The organism is Pseudoclavibacter sp. RFBJ3 (assembly GCF_002931375.1).
Taxonomy (GTDB): Bacteria; Actinomycetota; Actinomycetes; order Actinomycetales; family Microbacteriaceae; genus Pseudoclavibacter.
Genome location: NZ_PSXZ01000011.1, coordinates 21,622 through 38,200 on the forward strand (window position 1 = coordinate 21,622; position 16,579 = coordinate 38,200).

Genomic DNA, 16,579 nt, shown 5'->3' on the forward strand with positions numbered 1-16,579 from the left:
ATCCATAAGACCATAGCGTCGCAGATAGCCGGGCAAACAACTCGGAACAGCCGCACCGTGCAACGACGCACCGCGGAGACACGCAACTAAGGAGATCGACGTGCTCGACAGAATCCTCTTCTTCCCGGTCACCCCCTTCACGGCTGACGATGCCGTCGATGTCGCAGCCCTCGCGCAGCACCTCGAGCAGGGCCTCGCCCATGAGCCCGGCGGCATCTTCATCGCCTGCGGCACCGGCGAATTCCACGCCCTGAGCCTCGACGAGTACACGACCGTCGTCGACACCGCCGTGAAGACCACCAAGAAGGCGACCCCCGTCTTCGCGGGAGCCGGCGGCACGGTCGCCGACGCCAAGGCGCAGGTGCGCAGCGCGGAAGCCGTCGGCGCCGACGGCATCCTCCTCCTCCCGCCCTACCTCGTCGCAGGCCCGAGCGAGGGGCTCGTCGCCTACGTCGAGGAGGTCGCCGGGGCCACGACGCTCCCCGTCATCGTCTACCACCGCAGCACCGCCCGCTTCGACGAGCACAGCGCCGTCACCGTCTCGCGCATCTCGAACGTCATCGGCCTCAAGGACGGCGTCGGCGACATCGACCTCATGTCGCGCATCGTGCGCTCCGTCACCGACGACACCCAGTCGCGTGGCGAGGACTTCCTCTTCTTCAACGGCCTCCCCACCGCCGAGATCGCGCAGGAGGCCTACAAGGCCATCGGCGTGCCCCTGTACTCCTCCGCGTCCTTCGCGTTCGCCCCCGACATCGCCCTGGCGTTCTACGACGCGGTTGAGTCGGGCGACAAGGAACGCCTCGCCGAGCTCAACCGCAGCTTCTACCACCCGCTCGTCCGCCTCCGGAACTCGGTTCCCGGGTACGCCGTCTCGCTCGTCAAGGAAGCCACCAAGCTGTCGGGCATCGACGCCGGCCACGTGCGCGCGCCCCTCATCGACGCAAAGCCGGAGCACGTCACCGAGCTGAAGCGACTCATCGACGACACGAGGGCACTCCTCGCGAAGCGCGCCGACTCCCCCACGGAGCAGGACCGCGTCGCAGCCACCGTCGCCTGACGCTGAGCTGAGGGCACCCGATTGTGCCCGTCGGGCACAATCGGGTGCACCCATCTGACCACCGACCGCGACGTTCAACGACGAACCGAGGGAGACGACATGACCGCGTCGAGCACAACCACGCAGACCGCAGCCGCTTCAGCAGCAGAGACCGGGCGTCCACAGCCCTTCGACCGGAACCCCGGGAACGAGATCGCGAGCGTCACGATCACGCCGGTCGCCTTCAAGGACCCGCCGCTGCTGAACACGGTCGGCGTCCACGAGCCGTACGCGCTGCGCGCGATCGTGCAGGTCCGGACACGAGCCGGGCTCATGGGGCTCGGCGAGACCTACGGGGATGCACCCCACCTGCACCGTCTCTCCCTCGCCGCGGATGCCGTCGTCGGCGTGAACGTGTTCGATACCAACCGGCTGCGCTTCCAGGTGGCGGCGGCCCTCGTCGCCGACACCTCGCAGGGCGGGCACGGCATGAGCGGCATGGTGACCGGGTCGAGCACCGCCGACCGCGTCCTCTCCCCCTTCGACGTCGCCGCCCTCGACCTGCAGGGCAAGATCCTCGGAGTGCCAGTCAGCTCGCTCCTCGGGGGCGCCCTCCGGCCGGAGGTCGCCTTCAGCGGCTACTTGTTTTACAAGTGGGCGGGCCATCCCCCTGCTCCGAGTGGGTCCTCCAAGTGGGCCGGCCATCCCGGCGCTGGCGACGACGAGTTCGGCGAAGCCCTCACCCCCGAGGGCATCGTCGAGCAGGCACGCCAGCTGGTGGACGGCTACGGCTTCACGGCCCTCAAGCTCAAGGGCGGCGTCTTCGAACCCGACCAGGAGATCGCCGCGATCCTCGCCCTCGCCGACGCCTTCCCAGACCTGGGGCTCCGACTCGACCCGAACGCCGCCTGGAGCGTCGACACTTCCCTGCGTGTCGCCAAGGCCCTCGAATCTTCGCTCGAATACCTCGAGGACCCGACCCCCGGCCTCGCCGGCATGGCCGAGGTGCGCCGCGGCACGACGCTGCAGCTCGCCACCAACATGTGCGTCGTGAGCTTCGCCGACGTGAAGCCCGCCGTCGAGCAGGGCTCCATCGACATCGTGCTCTCCGACCACCACTTCTGGGGTGGGCTCACCCGCTCGCGCACCCTCGGCGGGCTCGCCGAGTCGCTCGACTGGGGCCTGTCCATGCACTCCAACTCGCACCTGGGCATCAGCCTCGCCGCCATGGTGCACCTCGCCTCCGCGACCCCCTCGCTCAGCTACGCGTGCGACACCCACTGGCCGTGGAAGCAGGCAGACGAGGACGTCGTCACGCACGACCTCTCGTTCGTGAACGGCGCCGTCCGAGTGCCGACCGGTCCCGGCCTCGGCGTCGAGCTCGACGAGGACGGCCTCGCGAAGCTGCACGAGCAGTTCCTGGCGAGCGGCATCACGCAGCGCGACGACACCGGCTACATGCAGCGCTTCCAGCCCGACTACACCGTCGCCAGCCCACGCTGGTAGCCGCGAGCCCCGCCGCCCCTTCGAGAGAGCCGGAGACCGCCATGCGCATCCTCGTGACCGACCCGATCATCGCCCGCTTCGCGGAGCTCCTCGCCCGCACCGAGCGGGAGCACGAATGGAGCTTCGCGGCCGAGCTCGGCCCCGCGGAGCTGGAAAGCGCGCTCCGCGGGGCCGACATCGTCATCGCCTCCGTACTCACCGCCCAGCAGGCGTCGTCGCTCCGACCCGACGCGCTCCTCCACGTCACCGGCGCGGGGGCCGACCGCGTGAGCGTCGACGCCCTGCCACCGGGGGTGACGATCTGCAACACCGGCCATCACGGCGCGGCCATCGCCGAGCACGTCGTCATGACGGCGCTCATGCTGCGCCGGCGAGCCCTGCAGGCGGATGCGCAGATGCGCGCGGGCGAGTGGCGCACCATCGGCAACGACGCGAGCGTCCCCTTCCACCCGATGCTGCGCGGAACCACCCTCGGGCTCCTCGGGGTCGGCGAGATCGGGACCGAGGTGGGTCGCCTCGCGCAGGCCCTCGGCATGCGCCTCATCGCGCTCCGGCAGCGGCCGGATGCTCCCCTCCCCGACGGGATCGACCTCGCGGAGGTCTTCGGGCCAGACCGGATGCTCGACTTCGTGGCGGCGTCCGACGTGCTCGTCGTCTCCATCCCCCTCTCGGAGCGCACGCGCGGCGCGATCGGCGCCGCCGAGCTCGCCGCCGCGAAGCCCGAGCTGGTGCTCATCAACGTCGCGCGCGGCGGGGTCGTCGACGAAGACGCCCTCTTCGACGCGCTCGCCGAGGGACGCATCGCCGGCGCCGGCATCGACGTGTGGTGGGGAGCTCCGGATGCGGACGGCCATGCTCCCGCGTCGGTCGAGCGCTTCTCGCCCCTCGCCAACACCGTGCTCACACCTCACCACTCCGGCCACGCCCGCCAGGTCTTCGAGCTGCGGGCCGCCGACATCGCGCGCAACATCGACCTGCGCGCGGCCGGCCTGCCCCTGGAGCGCGTCATCCGCTAGCCCCATTCCCTGCCCCTGCCACTGCCCCTCCCCTGCCGCAGGCTCACGGGGAGATGGTCTCGCGGATGCTGCGGTGCGTGCGCGTCCGCCTGCTCGCCCAGACCTGTGGATTCAGCATCCACGCGCAGCGCAGCACGTGCGCAACCCCCAGGCCTGCGCAGCGCGCCCCCGCGCCCCCACAAACCTGGGGCGTCAGCACCCACGCCCGGCCCAACACGTGCGCAACCCCCAGGTCTGCACAGCACGCCCCCGCGCCCCCACAAACCTGGGACGTCAGCACCCACGCCCGGCCCAACACGTGCGCAACCCCCATATCTGCACGGCGCGCCCCCGCGCCCCCACAAACCTGGGACTTCAGCACCCACGCGCAGCCCAACACGTGCGCAACCCCCAGGTCTGCACAACACGCCCCCGCGCCCCCACAAACCTGGGACGTCAGCACCCACGCGCAGCCCAACAAGTCCGCAACCCCCACGTCTGCACAGCACGTCCCCGCGCCCCCACAAACCTGAGACTTCAGCACCCACACCCGGCCCAACACGTGCGCAACCCCCAGGTCTGCATAGCGCGCCCGGCCCGACGCGTGCGCAACCCCACGGTCTGCACGGCGCGCCCCCGCGCCCCCACAAACCTGGGACTTCAGCACCCACGCCCGGCCCAACACGTGCGCAACCCCCAGGTCTGCACAGCACGCCCCCGCGCCCCCACAGACCTGGGACTTCAGCACCCACGCCCGGCCCAGCAGGTGCGCAACCCCAGAGTCTGCACAGCATGCCCGGCACCACTCCAGACCTGGGGGGGGGTTCGACGTCAACGGCTGCCCGGCGGGATGCGCGAACCCCAGGTCTGCGCTGCAAGGGAGCAGACACCGGCACAGGCGCGAGTGCGAGCGCTCAGGCGAGCAACTGCACGAGCTGCGTCGCCACGAGGAGCACGCAGCCGAGGAGGGACGCGCCGAGCGCGAGCCGCTTCGTGCGCGTCTTGTCGAGATGCGGGGTGATGAACCTGCTCGCGACGAAGCCGAGCAGCACGACGGGGATCATCCACACGACGACGAGCCACGTCTGCGGGGCGACCGCGCCGAAGGCGAGCAGCAGGCCGAACGAGATGATCGACCCGACGAGCAGGAACGCCGACAGCGTGCCGCGCAGACGAGCCGAGTCCGAGCCCTGCCAGATGATGGCCATGGGCGCCCCGCCGATGGAGGTGGTGGTGCCCATGACGCCGGATGCGGCACCCGCCACGATCTGCGACCACCTGGTGACCTTCGGGGCCCACCCGCGCAGCGAGAACACGACTCCGGTGACGACGGTCGCGACCACCACCCACGAGAGCACGGCGGGTGCCATGACCGTGACGAGCAGCGCCCCCGCGACGCTGCCGGGAACGCGGCCGACGAGGGCCCAGCCCGCGCCCCGTAGGTCGAGCGAGTCCTTCTCGGCGACCGTCACGATAGAGGTGAGGAGGATCGACATGATGATGACGGTCGCCGGCAGGAGGGCCGGGTCGATGAGCGCGATGAACGGGGCCGCGAGCATCCCCATGCCGAATCCGATGCCGGCCTGTAGACAGGACGCGGCGAGGAAGATGACGACGAGCGCAACCCACTCGGCCGGAGTCATCGTGCGACTCCGGCCGAGTGGGTGACTGCGGCGCCAACCGCAGGCTCAGACTGCAGATCCTGGATGAGGTTCACACCTCGCCGGCGGGCTCGCGCGTGGGGAGCGCCGGGCGGAGCTTCACCTTGGTGGCCTTCTGCATGAGGCGCCACTTCTGGTTCGGGTCGGTCGCGATGCGCAGCCAGGAGGCCAGCACGTTCGCGGCGACGGCCGTGATGACGATCGCGAGGCCGGGAAGCACCGAGAGCCACCACGCCTGCTGCAGGTACTGGCGTCCCTGCGCCACCATGAGGCCCCAGCTGACGTCTGGCGATTGCACGCCGATGCCGAGGAAGCTCAGCGACGACTCCGCGAGCATGACGTAGCAGAACTCGAGCGTCGCGAGCGTGACGAGGGTCGGCACGACGTTCGGCACGATGTGGCGGAAGATGATGCTCCGCGGCTTGGTCCCGAAGTTGGTCGCCGCATCCACGAACATGCGCGAGCGCAGTTCAGCGGCCTCGGCCCGCGCGGTACGCAGGTAGATCGGGATGCGGGTCAGCGCGAGCACCGCCACGATGTTCGCGAGGCTCGGGTTGAAGACGTACAGGATGACGACGGCGAGCAGCAGCGACGGGAAGCTCATGATGATGTCGGCGATGCGCATCGACACCGACTCGCGCCAGCCCCGGAAGTAGCCGGCCCAGACACCCCAGATGGAGCCGATGATGAGCGCCACGAGCACGGCGGGCACCGCGACGCCGAGCGTCGTCCCCGTCGCGATGACGAGGCGCGCCAGCATGCTGCGGCCGAGCGAGTCGCTGCCGAGGATGAACGCCCAGCCGTTGTCGAGGCTGAACGGGGCCAGGTTGATCGCCGTGAGGTCCTGCTTCGACGCGAGCTCGCCCACCATGAGCGGGCCGAAGACCGCCACGACGGCCACGACGGCGAGGACGGCGGCCGCGACCGTCGCGACCTTGTCCTTGAGCAGCAGCGTGAACATGGAGGGCCGCTCGGCGACGTTCCGCTCGCGCTTCTCCTTCTGCAGGAGCACGTTGGTCGTCGCGGGGGGCTGCTGCGGAGCGGCTCCCGTGCTCGGGCCGCCCGAGATCGGTGGGTTCTGGGGGTCAGACATGCGCCTTGCCCTTCTCTGCGTTGCTGCCGGAGGTGCGAGCGGCAGCTCCGGCCGCATCCCGCTTGTCGTCCTTGTTCGTCGGGCGGATGCGCGACTGCTTCGCGGCGGGCCTGACCCGCGGGTCGAGGAGCGCGTAGCCGAGGTCGATGAGGATGTTGAGGATGAAGATCGACAGGGCAGTGATGAGCACGGCGGCCTGCAGCACGGCGAAGTCGCGTTGGAGGATCGAGTCGATCATGAGCTTCCCGATGCCGGGCCAGCCGAAGATCGTCTCGACGACGACCGCGCCGTTGATGAGGCCGACCGTGAGGTCACCCGCCACCGTCAGAGCTGGGGCCGCCGCGTTGCGCAGCGCGTGCTTGAACACGACCCGGAGTTGGCCTGCGCCCTTGCTGCGGGCCACCTTGATGAACGGCTGCCCGAGCACGCTCACCATGGAGCCGCGGACGATCTGCGTGAGCACCCCGACGGGCCTCAGCATGAGCGTCGCTATGGGGAGGATCCAGGAGAGCCCGCCGCTGTCGACGCCCGAGGTGGGCAGCCAGCCGAGCGTGATCGCGAAGATCCAGATGCCCATGATGGCCAGCCAGAAGTCCGGAACGCTGGCGGCGGCCATCGAGAAGAAGCTCGCGATGCGGTCGGCGACGCCGTTGGGCTTGAGCGCCGCCCAGCTGCCGATGATGACGGCGAGGACCACGGTGAGGAGCATCGTGACGCCGGCCAGCTGCAGCGTGGCCGGGAAGGCCCGCAGCACCATGGCTGCTGCGGGCTCTCCCGTTCGGAGGGACTCGCCGAAGTCGAAGCGCAGCACCCCGGAGAAGTAGTTGACGATCTGCATCCACAGCGGCTGGTCGAGCCCGTTGCGGACCGCGAAGTCCTCTTTCATCTGCTCCGTCGCGTTGAGCGGCAGGTACAGGCTCGCCGGGTTTCCGGTGAGGCGAGCCAGGATGAACACGCCGAGGACGACGGCCACGAGCGGCAGCAGGCTGGAGACGATTCTGGTTCTGAGATAGGTCCACATGAGCGGCTGCTTTCTCCGGGGTGGCGGGCGGCCGTCAGGCCGCTGGCTTCACCTCGGCGATGCGCAGCTCGTCGCCGCTCGCCGAGTTCGGCTCGTAGGTGATGCCAGACGCGATGCCGAGCAGGCCCGTCTGGTGCGCGATGTGCGCGAACTGCACGATCTCCTCGTTCTGGTCGGCGAAGATCTGCTCGTACGCCGTCTGTCGCTCGTCGCCGGAGGTCTTCGCCGCAGCGTCGAGCTTCTGGTCGAACTCGGGGGTGCCGAACGTCGACTGGGCTCCCGTGGAGCTCATGTACTGGTCGACCGTGAACTGGGCGTCACCGGCCTGGTTGCCGTGCTGCACGAGCAGCGCGATGGGGCCCTCGTTCGTGACGAACGGGCGCAGCTGGTACTGCAGGTGCTGCGTCGTGTCGACCATGCGGAGCTCGACGTTCAGGCCCGCCTGGGTGAGCTGCTCCTGCAGGACCTGCGAGAGCTCGTTGACCTTCGGGAATTGCGCCGTCCGCGTCACGAGGGTGATCTTCGTGTCCACGGGCACGCCGTCGGCCTTGGCCTCGGCAACAAGCGCCTTCGCCTTGTCGAGGTCGAACGCCCACGGCTCGAGCGAGTCGTTGTGTCCGACGACGCCCTCGGGGATCAGCTGCGAGGCGACGACGTCGCCGTTCGGGTAGAGGGAGGAAATGATGCCCTCCTTGTCGACGGCGAAGTTGATCGCCTGACGGACGCGGATGTCATCCAGCGGCGCGATGTCGCCCGAGAAGCGGAGCGCGATCGTCTCGTTGTTCGGGTAGCTGACGCCGTTCTCGCCGATGCCGTCATCCGGGCTGAGGCCCATCGCGATGTCGGCCTCGCCGCCCGTGATCATGGCGGCACGGACCGTGCCCTCGCCGCGCCACTGGTAGTCGACCTGCGGGTAGGCGGGGGCGTCGCCCCAGTAGCCGTCGTAGGCGTTCAGCGTGAGCTTCGTTCCCACGTCCCACTGCCCGATCTGGTACGGGCCGGTGCCGATGGGCTCACGCACCTTGTCGGTGGTGCTCGTCGTGGTCGGGACGATCTCGATGAAGGACAGCTTCAGGGGGAGGATGGGGTCGGCCTCGGGCGTCGTGACGGTGAGCGTCGTCGCGTCGACCGCGTTCACCTCGAGGTCGGTCTCGCCGAAGACGTAGCCCTCGACGTTGCAGCCGAGGTCGCTGTTCACGGCGCGGTCGATCGAGAAGGCCGCAGCCTCGGCGTCAAAGGGCGTGCCGTCCTGGAAGGTGACGTCGTCACGCAGCGTGAAGGTCCACTCGGTGTCGCTCGTCTGCTCCCATTCGGTCGCGAGCAGCGGGTCGAGGTCGCCCGTCGTGGGGTTGCGCTCGATGAGCGGCTCCGTGATGTTCGAGCGCACGACGACGCCCGTCGAGGTGAGGTTCGCCTCGCAGGGCTCGAGCGTCGGCGGCTCCTGCTGGAGGACGACCCGGAGCGCACCGGCCGCTCCGCCGCCAGTGCCGCCCGCGGCGCCGTCCGAGTTGGCGACGGCGCAGCTCGTGAGGAGCAGCGCGGCGGCCCCGACGGCGACGGCCTTGGTGACGGATGCGATGGGACGGCGTGCGCGTGACGGGCGGTGAGCTGGGGATCGCCCGATGGTCGGGGACGGTTCGTGTGAAGAAGACATCGTTGTTCCTCCGGTGTTGTGAACTCGAGAGCCTTGCCCTGAGTCAGTGGTTCTCCTCGTTGAGACGCCTTCAGCTTGTGTCCGCAGATTCGGCGGCGTCAACAGAGCTGAGCGAGGGAGCCGCGGGGGACGGCGGGAGGCGCGGGGCCGGACTCAACACTAGCGACCCGCGTTCCCTTGCGATTACTGGCAACACACACATCAATGCTCCGAGTGAATCAATCTATGCAAAGTGCATCTTGGACCAGCATCGGTCGTGCGTCCTACGATCCAGACATGGAAACCCCTCTCGCGTCGACCCCAGCCACCGCACCCAACGGCCCGCCCGACACCACGCCCGTGCCCCCCTCGCCCGGCACTGCGGCCACCGTGCTGCGCGTCGGACCGCTCATGCCGCAGCTGGAGAAGGAGCTCATCGCCGAGTTCGACGCTCCACGCATCTCGGCCGTCGCCGACGAGCTGACACCGGAGCGCGAGCAGGAGCTCACGCAGGTGCGCGTCGTCGTCACGGGCGGACGCTTCGGCGTGTCCGCAGCGCTCATGGACCGCCTCCCCGCCCTCGAGGCGATCGTGAACTTCGGGGTCGGCTACGACACGACCGACACCGTCGCAGCCCGCGAGCGCGGCATCGCGCTCAGCAACACCCCCGACGTCCTGAACGACTGCGTCGCCGACACCGCCCTCTCGCTCCTGCTCGACGTGTACCGGGGCATCAGCGCCTCCGACCGCTACGTGCGAGCCGGCTCCTGGGCCTCGGGCAACTTCCCGCTCACGACCAGATTCACGGGAACCAGAGTCGGCATCGTCGGCCTCGGGCGGATCGGCTCCGCCATCGCGCAGCGTCTGCAGGGCTTCGACTGCCGCATCAGCTACCACAACCGCCGCGAGATCCCGGGCTCCCCGTTCCCGTACGTCGACTCGCTCGTCGAGCTCGCACGCCGCAGCGACGCCTTGGTCGTGGCCGCGGCGGGAGGGCCGGACTCGCAGAAGCTCATCTCCGCAGAGGTCCTCGAGGCGCTCGGCCCGGACGGGGCGCTCGTGAACATCTCCCGTGGCTCCGTCGTCGACGAGGACGCGCTCGTGGCCGCCCTGACGGCCGGCACGATCCGCGGAGCCGGCCTCGACGTGTTCGCGGACGAGCCGAACGTGCCAGAGGAGCTCCTCGACCTCGACAACGTCATCCTGCTCCCCCACCTCGGCAGCGGGACCGTCGAGACCCGAGCGGACATGCGGCAGCTCGTCCTCGACAACCTCGCATCCTGGCTCGAGAACGGCACCCTGCTCACCCCCGTGAAGCTCTGAGCACCCCAGTGAAGCTCTGAGCAGGCCAGTGCAGCGCTGAGCGCGCCGGTTGACTGCTCAGCGCACCTGACCACACGAGGAAGACCTCACCCCGGTTCGGGTGAGGTCTTCCTCGTGTCACGGGCTTTCGACGGGGGCGGAACCGGTGGCGCCGTCGGACTACCGGTGGCGACACCCAGCCCCGGTGTCGACTCAGCGCCACCGGTGTCGACTCAGCGCCACCAGCGGCGACTCAGCACGACTGGCGGTGATTCAGTACTTGGCGGGCAGCTGAATGCGCCCCTCGACCATGCGAGGAACGCCCCACTCATTGGCGTCGCGCAGCGCCTCGGGCAGGAGAGCGTCCGGCACGTCCTGGTAGGCGACGGGGCGCAGGAACCGTTCGATGGCAAGCGCCCCGACCGACGTCGAGCGCGCATCCGACGTCGCCGGGTACGGCCCGCCGTGCACCATGGAGTAGCCGACCTCGACGCCGGTGGGCCAACCGTTGAAGAGGATGCGCCCGACCTTGCGCTCGAGCACGGGCAGGAGGGCTCGGGCCTCGTCGGCGTCAGCGTCGGCCGCGAGGACCGTTGCCGTCAGCTGCCCCTCGAGCTGCTCCGCGAACTCGCGCAGCTGCTCGGTGCCGTCGTAGCGAAGGACAAGCCCGGCGGCGCCGAAGATCTCGCCCTCGAGCGCTTCGCCGAAGGCCTCGACGGCATCGCTGAACACGATCGGCGCCGGGGCGTTCGCCGCAGTGTCGGCCTGCCCACGCGCGACGACCGTCGCACCGGAGGCCTCGCGTTCGGCGACCCCTTCGCGGTAGGCGTCGCCGATGCCGGACGTGAGCATGGTCTGGCCGTTCGCCGCGGCGATGCGAGTGCCCACCTCGGCGAGGAAGGCGTCTCCTGACTCACCGCTCGGCACGAGGACGACCCCGGGGTTGGTGCAGAACTGGCCGGAGCCCAGCGTGAGCGAGCCGACGTAGTCGGCTGCGACCTTCGCTGGGTCGGCGGCGAGCGCCGCCGACAGGACGAACACGGGGTTGACGCTGCTCATCTCGGCGTAGACCGGAATCGGCTCCGCTCGCTGCTGGGCGACGCGCACGAGGGCGAGCCCGCCGGAACGTGAGCCGGTGAAGCCCACCGCCTTGATGCGCGGGTCGGCCACGAGGCCCTGCCCGATGACCCGCCCGGAGCCGTACAGCTGCGAGAAGACGCCGCTCGGCAGGCCGGAGGCCTCGACGGCGCGCGCGATCGCGTGGCCGACGAGCGCCGCCGTGCCCAGGTGGCCGCTGTGCGCCTTCACCACGACGGGACTGCCCGACGCGAGCGCGGAGGCCGTGTCGCCGCCCGCCGTCGAGAACGCGAGCGGGAAGTTGCTCGCGCCGAAGACGGCGACGGGGCCGAGCGGGATCTTCCGCTGGCGGATGTCGGCGCGTGGGAGGGGCGCCCTGTCCGGCAGCGCCTCGTCGACGCGGGCGCCATGCCAGCTGCCCTCGGCCACGACCTTGGCGAAGAGGCGCAGCTGCCCGGTCGTGCGCCCGACCTCGCCGGTCAGCCGCGCGACCGGGAGCCCGGTCTCCTCGTGGGCGCGGGCGATGATCTCGTCCTTGTCGGCCTCGATCTCCGCCGCGATCCGCTCCAGGAAGGCCGCCCGATCAGCCGGTGACGTCGAGCGGTACTCGTCGAACGCCTCGTGCGCCGCCTGAACGGCGGCCTCGAGCTCCTCGCTCGTGTTGCTGCGGAAGGTCGGCGCGAGCACCGCCCCGTCCGCGGCGCGACGAGCAACGAGCTCGTCGCCGCCCCCGAGTTCGCTGCTTCCGGCGATGAGCGAATGTGGTGCCAGCGTCATTGCGTGCCTTTCTTCGTGCGTTGGAGCGAGCCTCGCGCGTTGGAGCGAGGCCCGTGCGTTGGAGTGAGCCTCATGCGTTGGAGTGAGCCTCGCGCTGTGGTGAGTCCTCCTTCGAGGCTATGGCCGACCACCGACAGTGGCGCTTCAGAATCTGCATGACCCGATGCCGATTCGACATGCACGCAGCACGTGCTTCCCTCCTCTCACGGGGCAGGTCCTTTCCTGGCGCGGGGCGGGTTCGGGCGTGAACCGCTCAGCGGCCGCCCTCGTCCTCGTTCCCGACTTCCCCCGCCGAGCCGGCCTCGTACTCCCCCAGGTCGCCCGCGTCCCGGTCCCACGCGTCGAGCACGGGACCCACGATGCGCCAGAGCTCCTCGGCGACATCCCCACGCACGGAGAGCAGCGTGCTGCCACCGAGCATGCCCGCTATCACCCTCGCGTAGGGGTCAGCGCTGTTGTCGTCGGCGGGGGCGTCGAGCGGGATGCGCGTCGGCTCCGCTCCCGGATCGGCGGGCGTCAGGACGATCTCCTGCCTCGCAGCCCCGATGGCCTTCCCGGAGCGCAGGAGGAACGGGATGCCCAGCCACCTCGGCGTCTCGACCCGCAGCGTGATCTCCGCGAGCGTCTCGGTGCCGCGCTCGGGTTCCACGTCCTCTTCGTCGACGTACGCCGGGAGCTGCTTGCCGCCGACCTCACCCGCCGTGTAGCGCGCCCGGCGTGCAGAGACCGGCTCGTCGTCCCACACGCTCACGTTGCGGAGCACGTCGATCATGGCGTCGTCGAGCGTGCCGGCCGGCTCGCCGTCGTGCGCCGCATCGCGCGCGCTCTCCTGGTCGCCCGGCCGCTCCATGGCCGTGAGCGCGAGCATGAGCATGAGGTGGCTCTGCAGCATGTCGCGCAGCGCTCCGGTCTCGTCGTAGAAGGCACCGCGTCCCTCGATGCCGAGCTCCTCCTCGAAGACGATCTCGACCCGCCCGAGGGGGCCGCCCTCGCTCGCCTCGACGAGGGGGACGCCGCTCGCGTCGACGACCTCGCGTGAGCGCATCAGCTCGACGGCGGCCGGCGTGCCCAGGAAGTGGTCGATGCGCCACAGTCGCTCGTCGGGCACGACCTTGGCGAGGGCCTCGTTGAGTTCTCGTGCATCGGCCTCGCTCTCTCCGAAGGGCTTCTCGATCGCGATCCGCAGCTCCCCCGGCAGCTCGAGCTCGGCAAGCGCCGCAGCGACCTTCTTGCCCATGGCGGGCGGCAGGGCGATGTAGAGCAGCGGCGCGGTCGGGCACGCATCGAGCAGCTCCCGCAGCTCCTCGGGCGACGATGCGTCGGTCGCCACGAACTCGGACCTCGCCACGAGCCCATCGATGGTCGCGGCGGACACGCTGGCGGCCTCGAGGCTGCGGCGGACGACGCCCCGCCACTCGTCGCGGGACTGCGGCGTGCGGGCAGCCCCGATGAGGTGCACCTCGACCTCCGGGCTCGCGTCGACGACCTTCGCGATGCCGGGCAGCAGCAGGCGCTCCGTCAGGTCGCCGCCCGCGCCGAGGATGGCGATCGTGCGTCTGACCGGGCCGCCGATGGCGATCTCCGGAATCTCGGGCGTCTCGGTGCTCGTGTCCATGCGGCCTCGCAATGCTGGTCTCGGGATGCTGGTCTCGGGATGCTGGTCTCGGGATGCTGGTCTCGGGATGCCGGTCCCTGTGGGGCTCGTTCCGGCGCGAGACTACGCGCTCGTGCCCGGGAATCCTCCGGAGTCGCCCGACCTCGACGGCTGCTCCGGTTTCGGCAACGGCTCTGGCTCCGGGGCTGAGACCGACACCGGCAGCCGCACCGCCCCCGGGGCGAGCACCGGCACGATGCCGTACTCGAACTCGCCGAGGTAGCGGAACACGTCCCCGAGCAGCGGCGCCCGCAGGCGCACGTCGACGCACTGGCGCCCGTCGCCGTCCGGATGCGCGCGCTCGTCGAGCGTCATGGTCACGATGCGCGGCAGCGGGATGCGCAGGTGCCGGATGGGTGACGCGGCGTCCGCCCCGGGCACTCCGCGCACCCCGTGAACCCGGCGCACCCCGCGCACGCCGCGCGTCGGCAGGTGCGGCATGCGGAGCCTGAGCGCGAGCCTCGTCGATCGCATCCGCAGGCCGCCGTCTTCGACGGACAGCTCGAGCTCGACCTCGAGCCCGCGACGCCTGCCGAGCCGGTCGACGAGGCGCGGCCGCGCTCCCGGGCTGCGGATGACGCTCATGGTGTCCTCCATCACGCGGGTCACGTGGGGAAACTCGAACTCCCGTCGCGCGGAGAGCGCCCCGGGCCCATCCGGCCGGTTGACGACGGTGAACGGCACGTCGCGGCCGCGCTCGGGGAAAAGGACGTGACGCCACGCGAGCCAGGCAAGCACCGGGCGCAGCAGCCGGTAGCGGGAACCGGCCCAGGCGTAGACACCTCGCCCGCGGCCCTCATGCCCGGCCGGGATCGGCCCGAAGTAGCGCTGAAGCTGGGCGTCGAGGCGCGCGAAGTCGTCACCGAGCACCGCCTCGGAGACGGACAGCGACCCCACGGCCCGCGGCTCGACGCCAAGCCCGACGCCGGCCCCGACGCCAGGCTCGGGCTCGGGCTCGGGCTCGGGTACGCCAGCGCGGTCCATCTCGCGGTCCAGCCCGCACTTCATCCCACGCTCCGCCGCACCCTCTCCCCCGGCCATCAGGCCCTCACGTCGGAGGCCAGCGCGAGGAGCTCGCGCAGCGGGGCCCGCACGACGGGGATCCGCGTGAGCGGCAGCGTCATCCGCAGCAGGTTGAGCGCGCGGTCCAGGATGCGGCTCGTGCGCTCGCGCCCGGGCGAGGAGTCGTAGACCCAGAGCAGCGCGAGCAGCAGGTGGCTCAGCACGAGCGCCTGCGGCAGGCCAGCCCTGAACTCGTCGGGAAGCGGCGACTTCGCCCCCTCGACGGCGCTCTCGAAGAGCCCCCGGATCACCGCGAGCGCCGGCGCCGATTCCTCGGAGAGCGGGTTGATGGGCGAGCGCGGCGACACCGAGGCCGCAAGGAACTCCGGGGCGTGCGAATGGTAGGGCTCGAGCTGCTCGAGTCCGGTGCGGTAGACGACGGCGAGGCGATCCACGAGGTCGCGCACACCGTCCAGCTGTGGTTCTGCTGCGGCGGCGTGGCCGAGCTGGACGTCGAGGTACAGCTCCTGCACGAGGTGGTTCTTGGTGGCGAAGTGGTAGTTGGTGGTGCCGACCGACACCCCGGCCTCGTCGGCGATGCGCCGCACCGTCGTGGCGTCGTAGCCGCGCTCGCGGAAGGACCGGAGTGCGATGTCGCGAATGAGGGCGCGGGTCCGCTCGCGCTTCGTGGGTGTCGCTCCCGGTTCGATCATCTCGCCGCCCTTAGAACTGAACATGTTCAGAAAGTACTACACTCGGCCACATGGAACCGAAGAACCACGCCGCGCAGTCCCCCGCCACCAGCCGACGCCGCGTCGTCATCGCCGGGGCAAGCGGGTTCGTGGGCCGAGCCCTCGCCGCCGATTTCGAGCGCGACGGCTGGGAGATCACGCGCATCGGCAGACACGAGTCGGTGCGCTGGGGCGATCCCGCGGCGATCCAGCGGGCCATCGACGGCGCCGAGGTGCTCATCAACCTCGCCGGCAAGTCCGTGAACTGCCGCTACACCGATGCCAACAGGAACGAGATCCTGCGCTCGCGGGTCGAGACGACGAGCGCACTGCGGTCCGCCGTCGAGACCGCGACCGCCCCTCCGCGCGTCTGGTTCAACGCGTCGACGGCCACCATCTACCGCCATGCCACCGACCGGCCGAACACGGAGTCGACGGGCGAGCTGGGGCAGGGCTTCTCCGTCGACGTCGCCCGCAGCTGGGAGCACGCGTTCTTCGAGGGCGAGCTGCCCGGCACTCGTCGGGTCGCGCTCCGCATGGCGATCGTGCTCGGCGACGGCCCCGCCGCGAGCAAGCTCTTCACGCTTGCCCGCATCGGCCTCGGCGGGCCCAACATCGACGGCTGGGCGCCGAACCACCGTCGCTACCGGGGCATCGGCAGCGCGCCGAGCGGCGACGGACGCGCCCCGCAGTACCGCACGAGAGGCCGCCAGAAGTTCAGCTGGGTGCATGTCGACGATGTCGTGGGGGCCGTCCGCTTCCTCCTCGACCGAGCGGAGCTCGACGGCGTCGTGAACGTGTCCAGCCCGAACCCGAGCGACAACCGCACTCTCATGGCCGGCATCCGCCGCGCCGTGCGGGCCCCCTTCGGCATGCCGTCCTGGCGGTGGATGCTCGAGCCCGCGATGGCCGTGCTGCGCACCGAGCCCGAGCTCATCCTGAAGAGCCGGTGGGTGCTGCCGGAGCGCCTCACGGAGGCCGGCTACCACTTTGTGCACCCCGAACTCAACCCCACGCTGCGGCAGGTCGCCCGGGAGCTAGGCTGAGCGGCACCCCCACCCCCACCCACCTCGGCAGGTTCGGAGAAC

General features: G+C 70.5%; 13 protein-coding genes. 5 read left to right on the forward strand and 8 right to left on the reverse strand.

The features are described 5' to 3' along the window. Positions 1–100: 100 nt before the first annotated feature. The 3 genes from C5E07_RS11625 (at position 101) to C5E07_RS11635 (ending at position 3,561) form a co-directional block, all read left to right on the forward strand. Positions 101–1,060 carry a 5-dehydro-4-deoxyglucarate dehydratase gene (locus C5E07_RS11625; protein WP_104299547.1) on the forward strand — a complete coding sequence of 320 codons (960 nt, stop codon included), beginning with the start codon at positions 101–103 and terminating at the stop codon, positions 1,058–1,060. 99 nt (positions 1,061–1,159) lie between these two features. Next, positions 1,160–2,545: an enolase C-terminal domain-like protein gene (locus C5E07_RS11630; RefSeq protein ID WP_104299548.1), complete on the forward strand. Its 1,386-nt coding sequence runs from the start codon at positions 1,160–1,162 to the stop codon at positions 2,543–2,545. A gap of 41 nt (positions 2,546–2,586) precedes the next feature. Beyond that, positions 2,587–3,561 (forward strand): NAD(P)-dependent oxidoreductase, encoded by a 975-nt coding sequence (locus tag C5E07_RS11635; RefSeq protein ID WP_104299549.1) that lies wholly within the window; start codon positions 2,587–2,589, stop codon positions 3,559–3,561. 893 nt (positions 3,562–4,454) lie between these two features. On the opposite strand, the gene C5E07_RS11645 is transcribed toward C5E07_RS11635, so the two are convergent. The 4 genes from C5E07_RS11645 to C5E07_RS11660 form a co-directional block, all read right to left on the reverse strand. Further along, entirely contained in the window at positions 4,455–5,183 is a 729-nt protein-coding gene (locus C5E07_RS11645) for a sulfite exporter TauE/SafE family protein (RefSeq protein WP_104240984.1), read from the reverse strand. Positions 5,184–5,253: 70 nt separating this feature from the next. Further along, positions 5,254–6,294 carry an ABC transporter permease gene (locus C5E07_RS11650; protein WP_104240983.1) on the reverse strand — a complete coding sequence of 347 codons (1,041 nt, stop codon included), beginning with the start codon at positions 6,292–6,294 and terminating at the stop codon, positions 5,254–5,256. Continuing rightward, positions 6,287–7,315 carry an ABC transporter permease gene (locus C5E07_RS11655; RefSeq protein WP_104240982.1) on the reverse strand — a complete coding sequence of 343 codons (1,029 nt, stop codon included), beginning with the start codon at positions 7,313–7,315 and terminating at the stop codon, positions 6,287–6,289. The genes C5E07_RS11650 and C5E07_RS11655 overlap by 8 nt, the downstream gene beginning before the upstream one ends. Before the next feature lie 34 nt (positions 7,316–7,349). Beyond that, a complete protein-coding gene (locus C5E07_RS11660) occupies positions 7,350–8,969 on the reverse strand; it encodes an ABC transporter substrate-binding protein (RefSeq protein WP_104240981.1) in 1,620 nt (539 codons plus the stop codon). Positions 8,970–9,245: 276 nt separating this feature from the next. Between C5E07_RS11660 and C5E07_RS11665 the strand changes: the two genes are divergently transcribed. Further along, positions 9,246–10,271: a 2-hydroxyacid dehydrogenase gene (locus tag C5E07_RS11665; RefSeq protein ID WP_104299551.1), complete on the forward strand. Its 1,026-nt coding sequence runs from the start codon at positions 9,246–9,248 to the stop codon at positions 10,269–10,271. Positions 10,272–10,523: 252 nt separating this feature from the next. On the opposite strand, the gene C5E07_RS11670 is transcribed toward C5E07_RS11665, so the two are convergent. From C5E07_RS11670 to C5E07_RS11685, 4 genes are all read right to left on the reverse strand, one after another. Next, positions 10,524–12,104: an aldehyde dehydrogenase (NADP(+)) gene (locus tag C5E07_RS11670; protein WP_104299552.1), complete on the reverse strand. Its 1,581-nt coding sequence runs from the start codon at positions 12,102–12,104 to the stop codon at positions 10,524–10,526. Positions 12,105–12,357: 253 nt separating this feature from the next. Next, positions 12,358–13,719: a glucose-6-phosphate dehydrogenase gene (locus C5E07_RS11675; protein WP_104299553.1), complete on the reverse strand. Its 1,362-nt coding sequence runs from the start codon at positions 13,717–13,719 to the stop codon at positions 12,358–12,360. A gap of 102 nt (positions 13,720–13,821) precedes the next feature. Further along, the gene (locus C5E07_RS11680; RefSeq protein WP_181057962.1) at positions 13,822–14,766 is read right to left on the reverse strand and encodes a DUF4166 domain-containing protein; all 945 of its coding nucleotides are present in this window, start codon (positions 14,764–14,766) and stop codon (positions 13,822–13,824) included. A 32-nt stretch (positions 14,767–14,798) separates the two neighbouring features. Next, a complete protein-coding gene (locus C5E07_RS11685; protein ID WP_258063911.1) occupies positions 14,799–15,497 on the reverse strand; it encodes a TetR/AcrR family transcriptional regulator in 699 nt (232 codons plus the stop codon). A gap of 26 nt (positions 15,498–15,523) precedes the next feature. Between C5E07_RS11685 and C5E07_RS11690 the strand changes: the two genes are divergently transcribed. Next, positions 15,524–16,537 carry an epimerase gene (locus tag C5E07_RS11690; protein WP_104299556.1) on the forward strand — a complete coding sequence of 338 codons (1,014 nt, stop codon included), beginning with the start codon at positions 15,524–15,526 and terminating at the stop codon, positions 16,535–16,537. The last annotated feature ends 42 nt before the right edge of the window (positions 16,538–16,579 follow it).